Consider the following 11,112-nt stretch of genomic DNA (forward strand, 5'->3'; position numbering starts at 1 on the left):
GTCATCAAAAGTGTCGCGGGATGGAGCAGCCCGGTAGCTCGTCAGGCTCATAACCTGAAGGTCGTAGGTTCAAATCCTACTCCCGCAACCAGCGTCACAGAACCGCCCGTAGCGCCAACGCTGCGGGCGTTCTGCTGTGTACTAAGAGCCAAAAGACCAGCCAACTCCCCAACGAGTTCTATGGTAAGCTGTCCGTCATTGGGCAGCAGTCGAATCTCGGACAACAATCCTCGAATGATGGATGTCGCTTCAGTCTTCGTCGCGGGGTTGTTCAACGCATCGCTCAAGTCCTCCACCTTTTCTTTATAGATGCCAGCGAGACCGGGATGTAAAAGAACGGGTCGCTCCTGAGACGAAGCGGATAATTCTGCTTCCAACTCTTCTTTGCGGGCTTCGAGATCGTCCATCTTCGCCTTCAAACTGGGATGGAACATCCCTTCTGTAATCGCATCAATAATCTTGCTGATTTGATTGGTGATCTTGGCCAGTTCTTGTTCGGTTTTGGCTTTGCACTTGGATATCTCGGCAGTCAGACGATTGAACTCTTTTTGGTACGCTGACACAAACTCGGAGATGAGGTCCGGATGCAGCAGTTGGTCCTTGAGGCCGGTGAGCACACGGGTTTCCAAATCTTCCCGCTTGATGGTCAGTCGGTTGTTGCAGGTGCCTTTGTTGCGAGAGTTGGCGCAACCAAAATGAGATTTTCCAACAATGGTGTAGCCCCCGTCGCAATCGCCGCACTTCAAGAGCCCAGAGAACAGATGTTTGGCGCGGTGTGCGCGTTCCGGGCGGTTGACACCGCTGCTGATGACAGCACTTCGGGTGGCTGTTTGACGGTCTTTGACTTGGGACCACAGGTTGTCGGAGATAATGCGAAGATTAGGTACGTCTTCAATGACCCATTCTTCGGGAGGGTTTGGTCGCGCTTGTCGCTTACCGGTTTTGGGGTCTTTTACAAAGCGTTGGCGGTTCCAGACGAGACGACCAATGTAGAGTTCGTTATTAAGAATGCCGGTGCCCCTCCGCCAGTTCCCGTAGATTGTGGACGCGCCCCAGCCTGCAATCCGAGGGCCAGAAACACCCTCGTTGTTCAATGCTCCTGCAATGGCTCGAGGACTGCTACCATTCGCGTAATCCTCAAACACGCGGCGAACAATGGCAGCTTGCTCTTCATTGATGGCTCGTTCGCCAGTGGACATCTGTCCGCCTGGGTTGAAATTACGTACGACGTCGTAGCCGTAGGTGATCCCACCGGCTGACTTGCCTTTGCGCACACGCCCCTCTAGTCCGCGATGGGTCTTTTGAGCCAGGTCCTTCAGGAACAGACTGCTCATGGTCCCCTTGAGGCCGATATGCAGTTCGGAAATCTCCCCTTCCGCCACTGTGACAATTGGGATGCCCTGAAATCGCATCTGTTTAAAGAAGGCGGCGATATGTTCTTGGTCGCGGCTGATCCGGTCGAGGCCTTCGGCTACAACGACATCAAACAGATTACATCGCGCATCTTCTAATAGACGCTGGTAGCCGGGGCGCAGATGCGACGCACCGCTCAGACCCCGGTCGGTATAGGTCTCCGCCTCTTTCCACTTGTTGCCATTGATTAGGCGTAGACACAGCCGATGTTGGTCCTCGATGGAGGCGTCGCTTTGAAGATCGGTGGAGTAACGGGCGTAGATGGCGGCGCGCATGTGTCGGGCCTTTCGGACTGAGAAACTAGTTGGCCCATCCCATTATAGGCATGGATTGGACAGTGTCTTCCACTTTCGATTGCAACTTGTTGCAATGGTCGTTCGCTGCTGTTCTCTGCGCAGCCTTACTTTCTGTTGCAACAGTTGCAATTAGATTGGTCACTTTGAGAAGGCTAGATATGTAACAAGATCAGTGATTTAGGTGTTGATGGTAAGCGCCAAATAAGACAAGCTGGTTCCGGGCGTCGGAGAGACCCGATGGAAGTTTCTTCCTAGGTGTTTCTTTCTTTCTGACAATCGAACAATGGATCTCCAAGGATCATTTGATCCTTGTGTTCATTCCGACGCCCGCCATGCCTCCTCATCAAAGAACCGATACATATCAACGTCGAGATTTTTGGAGTTGAATGACGACACTCTGGTATGCATCGCAGGCGGATAGGCCGGAGGCGCGGTTATAGTGCTTCTCGGCCATATCCAGAGTTGCATGTCCCAGGATGTCCCGGATGATGCCCACGTGCTCTGGGTCTGTCTCGGCAATCGTGGTAGCCGCTATGTGCCGAAACTTATGGGGTCGGAGTTCGACGCCTAGCAGACGTTGTGTCACTTTGGGTAACTCTCGTGAGAGACCATCCGGGGCAATCGGATCGCCATACTGATTGATCCAGAGCGCATTGGATTTTTTGGGCCCAAGCAGAGTTGCTCGATGCATATCCAGATACGTCACCATGGGATTGACCAAGGCCTTGGGAAGAGGAAACCAACGGGCCTTCTTGTCTTTCATATCCTCAGCTGAGAAAACCACTTCGAAACCTTCTTTGGTATTGCGCAGATGCTGATCTGCTGTCATCGCCAACAAGGCGCGCCGACGCACAGGGCGCGAAACGAGAAAGGCGATCATCAATGCTTGGCGGAAACGGATTGCGCGCTTTAAGTCGCTGAGCGAAGGATCGTTCTCGATATCTTTCAACCATTCGAGACATCTGCCCAAAATCTCATCCGCTGAAATTGGGACGGCTTTTTGCAAGCTTTTTCGATCTGCACGATGACTTAAGCGATTGAAAAGACGGTTTAACCAGTCCCAATCGCCGGATGGGTGCATGGCTACCGCGAGGACGTACAGGTCACTTACCAGGTTTTTGAGTGTGACAGCGCCGACGCGTGTCTCGGCCTCTTCCAAAAAAGCACGCACTTCATCTTTGGTGATGCGGTCCGTTGGTCGGTGTTCCAAGAGCGTTGGCTGAAGCCGTGCCATCCATGACAACCAGTATCCATAACTCTGGCGTCTCTTATTACGACTGCCGTCAGACCAATAAACGCATGGACCCGTTCCGTCGAATATGTCGCCAGTTGCGAACAAGGCTTTCCAGGCGGCTCTATCCGCCTGGGGCCAATCTTTGTGAGGAAGAACAAGAGGGGTCGTCTTAGTCATCAGGCTTGCCTTTCCATTTGGAAAGAACCACCTCGTCGTAGTGGTCATGTGCCCATTGGTTGCTGAGCGATGCGTAGAAGTCCATCGTGGTCTGGAGCCGTTTGTGTTTGAGCAGGCGGCGCACCGTTTCGAAATCACCGGGGCGCTCCTCGAGGTACAGCTTGGCAGCAATGTGCCGGAACAGATGAGGGTGCACCTTCAATCCAGTCTCGCGTAAGATACGCTGGGTGAGTTCGCCACCAAAATTGCTGGGCGCTCTTGGCCTTCCGTCGTTGTTGCGTGGGAACAAAGCTCGTCCATCCGCCAGCGACACCTGCGGTCGGAACTGCATGATGTAGCGATGCAGCAATTTGGAACTGCGGGCGTTCAATTTAACTTCAATTGGTTCGCCGTTCTTTACCTCGATCCCTTCGACGCGAATGGAATACAAAGTATGTGTTCCTGAACGGGTGACGATCAGATGCTTGTCCAGATCAAGCCCGGCGAGGTTTTTGACACGCATGGGACAACTCAAGAGGATGGTCAGTGCCGCAGCGTGCATCGCCGCCAAAGCGTCGTCGCGCCGGGTCGGACTGTCATTCGCACGTGACATCAGTGTATCTGGCAGACTTAGCAACAGGGCCACGTTCTCCCAATCGTTGAACTGCGCGAGGCGTTCTGCGTTTTTGTTGCTCATACCGCGCGGGGTTGTAGCGACCCGTTTGTGAATGGCTTTGAGTGCCTTGATGACGTCTTCCGGCGCGTTCAGGTGGTGCCGTGCAATGGCGATACAGGTTGCAGCTATATTGCTCAGCCCGGACGGCAAACAATTGCTCCCATGTCGGTCCATCATCGCCCGGAAGGCAGTTTTGAGATTGTCTGGTGTGACCAATACAGAAAGGCTGGTGAAGTCTTCCGGTTTGCGACCAGTAGTGACCAATGTGTCCAGCATTTGACGCAGATGCGCTTGGGTATTGCGCAGGCTGGTCTCGCGCAGCGGTTTGTCAGGCCCGTCATCGCTGAAGATATCGCGTTGCGCCAAACGGTCGATATAGGCCTTGATCTCTGCTTGCAGGCTTTCCGGGTAATCCGTCAGCGGGCGGGCCACGTACCGATCAGACGGCAGACGCGACAACCGAGGAAGATTGAGATCGTATCTGCCGATCACATGGTTCCACGTGTCGATCATTGACCGGACATAATTGATGGGCTCGTTCTTCAGCAACACAGCGTCGAGGGCTGCCTGAAATGCCTGAACCACTTCGCTGTTGACCTCTGCCGGTTGGATCGACCGGGCACTGCAATAACGTGCAAAACGTATCAAGCCCCAAACCTGATGGCTGGACTTTACGGCCTTGAGAAATGTGTCCCACTCCGGTGTCGGGGCAGACTTGGCTTCCACGTCTTGCAAGACGCCGACCACCCGCAACGCGCTTGCCAAATCGCTTATGGTGGTGCTGAGGGTTTTAGGCTTCACACCACAGGCTGCGGGATGCAACGATGCCAGTAGCTTGCGTAGCTGCGGGATGTCTGTCGGGATGTCCGACGGCGGTCGGTTCAAGTATGCGCTGATGCGTGAGATCGCGGATAGCTTGGACTGCTGACGCTTCTTGTCAGGGTCTGGGTTGGCCTTTAGCGCGTCTAACACTTCGGCCAAAGTCGCTGGGGGTTGGATGTCTTGGTGATCTACCACGATAAACCTCTTCGGTTTTGAGATAAGGACAAAGGGGGACATTGGAGGACAGGCAGACCCATGGCGGCCCTCTTGCGGACATTCGGGAAATCAAGGGTGTGAATTTCAGCCCGAAGTTTCTGTACCCGTTTCCCCGAATGCTGAAAAAGGTGAATATTGTGAGTAAGTTAGAGAACATGCGCCGCAGCCTGATTGCCGCGTTGCATGGCAAGGGCATGCAGTTCACTACGGGCGATGCGCCAATCGCGACCCAACCGAGTTGCAGGCAGTTTGCCGGATTTGATCCAGCGGCGAACGGTTTTGGTGCTGATGCGAAACAACGCGGCGACATCGCGTACGCTTAGATAGGCGGCATCCTCTGAAATCGGCAGATCAACCATGATCCACCTCCGCGTTGCAACCGTTGCAACGTGATGCGAAATCCGACCGCGCAGCCTCGCGGGCCAGCAGGTGCACTAAGTCGATTAGGGATTTGGGGAGAGTGAGATCGGGCAGATTGCCCTTGGGATTGGTAGACGAGCACGCCAAAGCAGTGGTCCTTCTGAAAGAACCGCACGAGGCAATGATCGTGATGTTTGGCTTGGGAGAGCACTCCACATAGCAAAACACTGACCTCAAAAGAGGTCAGGATCATTGCCATCGAGTGCGTCGAGGACGAAGAGCCGCCCTGTTCAATCCCAATGATTGCGGCCCAGCAACTAGGGCTGGTGGGTTAAAAGTGGCCGCAGTTTACCTGCGTTGGGCATTTATAGAAATTCCCCACCCGTGCGCTAACACTCTCGTAACATATTCAAAACCAGCCTGACGCGTTACCGTTGAAAACCGGTTTAATTCCAGCCCGACTTTATCGCGCCCTGTAAGGTTACCGTGATCGGATCAACCGCGGCCCCATCTTCCACCGCAAACATAAAGACCTTTGTGAAACCATTCCGGGTGCCAAGTCCTCGGCTTTTTTGGATGAAGTAACCATCCCGAATCTTTGCCCGAACGGCTTTCACCATGTCATGCTCATTGAGCCTGAGTACACGGATCGCATCATCTTTGAGTTTACGATGCCCGAAGCGACCATCAAGGCTTGTAGGTCGGCGATACATGTGGCTGATCTGCCGAAGAAAACCATTTGTCTTCGGTCGCAGATGCGAAGGAAAGTGGCCGGTGATGAACATATATGCCGCTCGATCACGTAGCAGTTCCTCACCGTAAGGGGTGCTCAGAATATCTCCGGCGTAATCACCATACAAAGCTGAACGGTCAACGGGAGGTTGCCGTTTCTGAACTGAAATCTGCATGTATGAATCTCCTCTCCATCCCAGTTCTGCATGAAGTTGCAGCGGGGTAGTCGCGCAATACCCCCAATTTGGGGTTAATCCCATAACAGGGGTAGCTGCTTGTGTCCACACGTTAAAGGTCATGAGCAGTGGCGGGTGCCGTAAGATCAGAGGCTTATCAGTTTCTGCTGAGTGAACTTATCAGGCTCAGGCAGGTAGCTGGCCTATCGCAGGCTGGTTTAGCGAAGTTGCTGGGCAAGCCTCCATCTTATGTTGGAAAATATGAATTGGCAGAACGCCGGTTAGACATCGTAGAAACGATTGTCATATTGAAGGCTCTGAATGCCAACGTTTCGGCTATCACCTCGGCGGTTTCTGACATGGCTCCTGTCAGTTTGCGGTGACAAGACAGCCGCTGACTGACATGTCGCATAGATGGGGTTTGCGCAGAATCCGGACTTTGCAAACTCAAGGCCGATTCCTGAAAGCGGACCTTCACGCCTTAAAGGATCTTGGGCAGACGAGCCCTGATTGGTCATTGCGGTACTATCTAAATGCTACGCGTGCATTCGGCAGCTCTGAGCCCAAAAGGCATGATTCTGCGCGGCACACCGCTGGCCCAGAAATCCAGAAAGTGGACTTCTAGGTGGCGATCACACGTATCGCGTTTGATCGTGTTTCAATTAGTTGAGATCACGTACAGAAGATGCCAGAAGGGATTTACCTTAAATAGCTCGATTTGTTGGATGTTTGGTCTCGAAATACTCGAATACAAAGACGCATTGATAGAACCTCTGGACCAACCAGGGCCCTGGACAGTTGCATATATTGACCCAGCTACGGCTTGGCCGGTTCGCGTGCAACGTATTGTGTATTTGGGTGATGAGTATTGGATTATCCCGATCACATCAGATGCTTACCCTGGAATTGCGGTTCGCAACGCTGACAGCGACAATGCCACTAAGGAGAGAATTCTCCGTTTTCTAAGCGTCTTATCTTGGTTGGAAAGGGGCGGAGCAACCGTAGTTTCATTTGGGGGAGGAAGTTACCCTTTCGCGTTCAAACGCGAAAAGAAACATGGCTTTTCGATACGTGAGGAGATTGACCTTCGATACTTGCCAGAAGTCACAGACGCAAAAGCACAACTTGCACTCGCGTTGATGCGAGAGGGACGTGGGTTAAGCCACGTCGCTTATTCGTTTCTGTCGTTTTATCGCGTGCTGGAGGTTGCAGTTGGGCGGGGCCAAGCAATTCCAAAATGGATCCCGCAAGCGGTGAAGCGTTTATCCAATGGCCGAGGTAAGGACGCTCTAAACGATCTTGCAACGGCTGGCGTCACTGATATTCCTCAACACCTATATATTTCGGGTCGGTGCGCCATCGCTCATGCGAGCGGCAGCTCAATCATAGATCCCGACAATCCTTCGGACACCAGTCGACTCTACAAAGAGCGACCTTTGGTCGAAGAACTGGCCGAACTAGCTATTGAAGAGTTTTTGGGCGTTCAAACAGCGAGAACCGTCTATCGAGAACACCTCTATGAGTTAGCTGGATTCAAAAGGATTTTCGGACAGAAGTTGGTGGACGACATCCTCGCAGGGAACGCAGTTCCTGCAGGCACCAATGTTGATATCCCGGCAATCTCATTTCAACTTCATGGAAAGGGTCCATTCGAAGTTTTTGAGAACCTCAAGCCCGTCAATATTGCACAAGAAGGCAACAAAGTTCGAATGGAATTCGAACGCGAAGACGGTCGCCTTCGGATCAAGTTCTATCTCAACTTTGCAGACGAACGCCTCGAATTCGAAATCCACGATGGAGTGTATGGCGTGCCCGACGACGACAGCCCGATCTATGCACGGCACAAGGCGGAAACACTCGAGTTTCTTGCTGCCTACTACGGCAATGGGCAGTTGCGAATTGTCGACTACGAGACAAGCGAGTTGATAGCTCGCAAGGACGAATTTATACCGCTCAATGTGATACCCGACTACTCGCAGATCGAAAAGGATGCCGAGTTTTGGAGGAAGATTGAGAAGAGTCGTACCGAATTAAGGAAGCAATAATGACTCGGCCTGGTAGTCTCTCTCCAAGCGTTGGGACTGGGATTCATTATTCTTTTGGCAACGACGACAGCTTCTTGCGCTTTGCCGCCATTCGACATGATCAACACTGCACCTGCAGCGGATGGCAGCTCTGTGGCCTTCCTGTCGGCGCTGTCTGGCACTTGGATGTCCATTTTTTGCTAGGCTCAACTATGGATGTGTGTCCGCTTTGGGCTGGAAACAGTCGTCGCCGATTGAAGCAATGAGCGATTGCTTAGAACCTTTCGAGGACATTGCGCTAAAATTGGATTGGCCCTTGGCACGATTTGTCTGCGATAGTTTCGAGCTTTGGCATCCTGACCAACTCTACGGCTTAACACCAGCTTTCTTCAAGCCTTCGACCAAAAGCGCATTGTGTTCGGGTAGACGGAAGAGGATCAAAGCTCCGGAGACAATGCTGTCTAGGAACGCTGGGGCGAAATCCGCCAGCGCCTGCTCATGTGGCAGGCCTGCTTCGGCGCGCCCGAGGTGGGCGGCACTGGCGATCATAAGAGCCCGGCGGATCGGCGCACGCGGCGTCATCTGAATGGCGTGCTCACCCCAACGCATTGCGTCTTCAAAATCAGCGTCGGCGAAGGCAGCTTGGGCGAGCGCCAGATAGGCGTCTCCTACCCAGAGGTCAGTGTCGCGTGGGGAAAGCTGGAGGGCAAGGTGGGCATGTTCGCGCGCCTGTGTGGTTCGGCCGACCAAAGATTCATGCCAGGCCATGAAGAAGATGTTCCGGGCAAAGTTCGGGTTCAGTGTGAAGCCCAAACTGAAGTCGGCGTTGGCCCCGTCAAAATCTCCACGGAAATGACGAACCATACCGCGAACGCATAAGGCGCGCGGGTCGAGTTGACCACCAAGAAACAGAGGTTCAACGCTTTTATCAGCTAGGCCCAGGTTTTCGGTGGGGTCCTCATCGAACTGGTATAGATAACGCATCAGGTAGGCAAACGCTTTGATCCAATGGGCCTGGACGTTGCGCGGGTCGAGATCAATGGCGCGATCAGAGACCGATATGACCTCATCGAACTTATCCTGAGAGTAGAAGCCTCCCGCGTAGAAGATCGCCATTGCACGTAGCGAGAGGTCGTAGGAGTTGAAGTCGATATCTCGAGCCACAGACGCGCGATCTATTTCGGCAATGGATATCTGGGGGGCGATGGCGCCGACCACGCTGCGTGTAATCTCATCCTGTAACGCGAAGATGTCGTCTAGCGTGCGGTCGTAGCGCTCGGCCCAAACATGGGCTCCATTTGTGCAGTCGATGAGTTGGGCAGTAATGCGTACGCGGTTTTGGGCTCGACGGAGGCTACCCTCTAGCATGTAGCGAACACCGAGTTCTCGAGCGATATCTATATGGGTGACGGGGCGACCCCTGAACGAAAATGAGGAGTTGCGGGCGATGACGAAAAGCTCGGGAAAGCGCGAGAGCTCTGTGATGATGTCTTCGGAAACGCCGTCACAGAAGTATTCCTGTTCTGGATCATTGGACATGTTCTGGAAGGGCAAGACAGCGATGGAGGGTTTGTCAGTGGGTTGAGATTGGTTTTGCGTGGAATCTGATTTGCCCTCCATCGCCAATTTGTAGGCGCGAACTGGCTCGGAGATGTTTTTGAGCGCTACTTCGCCAAGGTCTATGATGTCGTGTTCGATTTTGCCTCGAACCTGCCGGCATGCGTCGTCAGACAGTATGACACCGCCTGGGTCAGCGATGCCTTCGAGTCTTGCGGCAAGATTAACACCCTCGCCATAAATGTCGCCCTCGTCCAAGATTACGTCTCCAATGTGCAACCCTATTCGGAAGCTGATCCGGCTTTCGGTGGGGCTCTCGGCTTCGGCGGCGTGCAGCGCCTTCTGGAGCGTCGCTGCGGCCTCAACGGCAGAAACGACCGAGCTAAAAAGTGCAAACAGGCCATCACCGGTAAGCTTGATAATCTCACCTCCGGCACTTTCGATACTTGGATTGATGATGTCCCGTCGTAGGTCTTTGAGACGAGCAAGTGTTCCCGCCTCGTTAGCCGCCATAAGCCGTGAGTAGCCGACCATATCGGCGGCAAGTATGGCGGCAAGTCGGCGTGTCATGCGCATTTCCCAATAGCAACCTTTTTTCGAATCTATCAAGTTCGGCAGTAGTGTGCCAACTTTCGAGAATGTCCGCTTCGGGCTGCCACCGGTCATTAATGTGAAAAGTAACGAAAGGCGACAACAAGCCCAATGCGGGCTTTGCCAACCTTTCAAATCAGCATCATCCCCGACCATTTCAGTTCGAGTTTCAATCCCTAGCGGGCAAGGCAACCTCGCCTTCCCAGTCAGAAATACGGTGCGGTAGCGCCAGGAGTTTTGACGCCACACGTGTTTTGGTCGTTCCACTTCCAGTCATCCCCGAATATTTGCCGGTGGAGGAAACAATCCGCCAGTTGTTGACGCCGAAGGCAACAACCTCCCATCTCATGGTGAACGTGTCCTCTTCTTCACCATAAACACAGACGCCACCGCCGCTGACACCGCTGGGTCCGCCGAAACCCGAGCCCACGCACCGGACAAAACCAGGATCGATTGGTCCCTCGTCAACGGTATAAGTCCCATAGTTGTCCTCTTTCCAGAACACGTCCTCGCCCGCGGAAATTTGCTCTTGGTTGACGACATAGAAGTTCGTTGCCGACACTTTCTCTGCAGCAGTCAGACAATGAGGCGCAAAGAGAACTGCGGGGATAAGCATTGAACGCAACATGTTGTTTCCTTCGACAGTGGGGCAAAACCAGCATGATAGAGACTACGAAATTTATTGCTAGGAAAGGAACGCATAGCCGGACCTGAAAAGTCAGCTTCGTCCCGCATCTCAGAGATTGCAAAGCTTAGTGATGAAGGTCCGCTTTGATGAAGATTTTCTGATGCGGGCCAGAGTGCAAGGTTTGGACTGGGGCCGACCGTGGCCCGCGTTGGAAAATCTCTCAGGGAGGAA

General features: G+C 53.3%; 9 protein-coding genes and 1 tRNA gene. 3 read left to right on the plus strand and 7 right to left on the minus strand.

From position 1 onward, the window contains the following. Positions 1 to 14 precede the first annotated feature (14 nt). Positions 15 to 91, plus strand: a tRNA-Met gene (locus ACR0JI_RS21440). Here ACR0JI_RS21440 and ACR0JI_RS21445 read toward each other — a convergent pair. The 5 genes from ACR0JI_RS21445 to ACR0JI_RS21465 all read right to left on the minus strand — a co-directional run bounded on the left by ACR0JI_RS21445 (position 48) and on the right by ACR0JI_RS21465 (position 6,081). Beyond that, positions 48 to 1,688 (minus strand): recombinase family protein, encoded by a 1,641-nt coding sequence (locus ACR0JI_RS21445; protein ID WP_480496591.1) that lies wholly within the window; start codon positions 1,686 to 1,688, stop codon positions 48 to 50. The genes ACR0JI_RS21440 and ACR0JI_RS21445 overlap by 44 nt on opposite strands. 382 nt (positions 1,689 to 2,070) lie before the next feature. Then, a complete protein-coding gene (locus tag ACR0JI_RS21450; RefSeq protein ID WP_480496589.1) occupies positions 2,071 to 2,943 on the minus strand; it encodes a tyrosine-type recombinase/integrase in 873 nt (290 codons plus the stop codon). Between the two features lie 169 nt (positions 2,944 to 3,112). Further along, positions 3,113 to 4,792, minus strand: coding sequence for a site-specific integrase (locus ACR0JI_RS21455; protein WP_480496586.1), 1,680 nt, complete (start codon positions 4,790 to 4,792; stop codon positions 3,113 to 3,115). Positions 4,793 to 4,959: 167 nt separating this feature from the next. Continuing rightward, complete coding sequence (locus ACR0JI_RS21460) at positions 4,960 to 5,172, minus strand: helix-turn-helix domain-containing protein (protein ID WP_480496584.1); 213 nt, start codon at positions 5,170 to 5,172, stop codon at positions 4,960 to 4,962. A 447-nt stretch (positions 5,173 to 5,619) separates the two neighbouring features. Continuing rightward, positions 5,620 to 6,081, minus strand: a complete 462-nt coding sequence (locus ACR0JI_RS21465; RefSeq protein WP_480496583.1) for a hypothetical protein — start codon at positions 6,079 to 6,081, stop codon at positions 5,620 to 5,622. Positions 6,082 to 6,209: 128 nt separating this feature from the next. Between ACR0JI_RS21465 and ACR0JI_RS21470 the strand changes: the two genes are divergently transcribed. Beyond that, positions 6,210 to 6,464, plus strand: coding sequence for a helix-turn-helix domain-containing protein (locus tag ACR0JI_RS21470; protein ID WP_480496582.1), 255 nt, complete (start codon positions 6,210 to 6,212; stop codon positions 6,462 to 6,464). A 342-nt stretch (positions 6,465 to 6,806) separates the two neighbouring features. Beyond that, entirely contained in the window at positions 6,807 to 8,126 is a 1,320-nt protein-coding gene (mauJ, locus tag ACR0JI_RS21475) for a methylamine utilization protein MauJ (RefSeq protein WP_480496581.1), read from the plus strand. Positions 8,127 to 8,471: 345 nt separating this feature from the next. On the opposite strand, the gene ACR0JI_RS21480 is transcribed toward mauJ, so the two are convergent. Together ACR0JI_RS21480 and ACR0JI_RS21485 are read right to left on the minus strand one after the other, a co-directional pair. Next, positions 8,472 to 10,232, minus strand: coding sequence for an adenylate/guanylate cyclase domain-containing protein (locus ACR0JI_RS21480; RefSeq protein ID WP_170556818.1), 1,761 nt, complete (start codon positions 10,230 to 10,232; stop codon positions 8,472 to 8,474). 190 nt (positions 10,233 to 10,422) lie between these two features. Further along, positions 10,423 to 10,881: a hypothetical protein gene (locus ACR0JI_RS21485; RefSeq protein WP_480474019.1), complete on the minus strand. Its 459-nt coding sequence runs from the start codon at positions 10,879 to 10,881 to the stop codon at positions 10,423 to 10,425. Between the last annotated feature and the right edge of the window lie 231 nt (positions 10,882 to 11,112).

It is taken from the genome of Ruegeria sp. N10 (genome assembly GCF_056531545.1).

Excerpts from the sequence above, each read along its gene's own strand:
- ACR0JI_RS21450 (WP_480496589.1), bottom strand. The coding sequence starts at position 2,943 with ATGGCACGGCTTCAGCCAACGCTCTTGGAACACCGACCAACGGACCGC.
- ACR0JI_RS21480 (WP_170556818.1), bottom strand. The coding sequence starts at position 10,232 with ATGACACGCCGACTTGCCGCCATACTTGCCGCCGATATGGTCGGCTAC.
- mauJ (WP_480496581.1), top strand. The coding sequence starts at position 6,807 with ATGTTTGGTCTCGAAATACTCGAATACAAAGACGCATTGATAGAACCT.
- ACR0JI_RS21465 (WP_480496583.1), bottom strand. The coding sequence starts at position 6,081 with ATGCAGATTTCAGTTCAGAAACGGCAACCTCCCGTTGACCGTTCAGCT.
- ACR0JI_RS21460 (WP_480496584.1), bottom strand. The coding sequence starts at position 5,172 with ATGGTTGATCTGCCGATTTCAGAGGATGCCGCCTATCTAAGCGTACGC.
- ACR0JI_RS21485 (WP_480474019.1), bottom strand. The coding sequence starts at position 10,881 with ATGTTGCGTTCAATGCTTATCCCCGCAGTTCTCTTTGCGCCTCATTGT.
- ACR0JI_RS21445 (WP_480496591.1), bottom strand. The coding sequence starts at position 1,688 with ATGCGCGCCGCCATCTACGCCCGTTACTCCACCGATCTTCAAAGCGAC.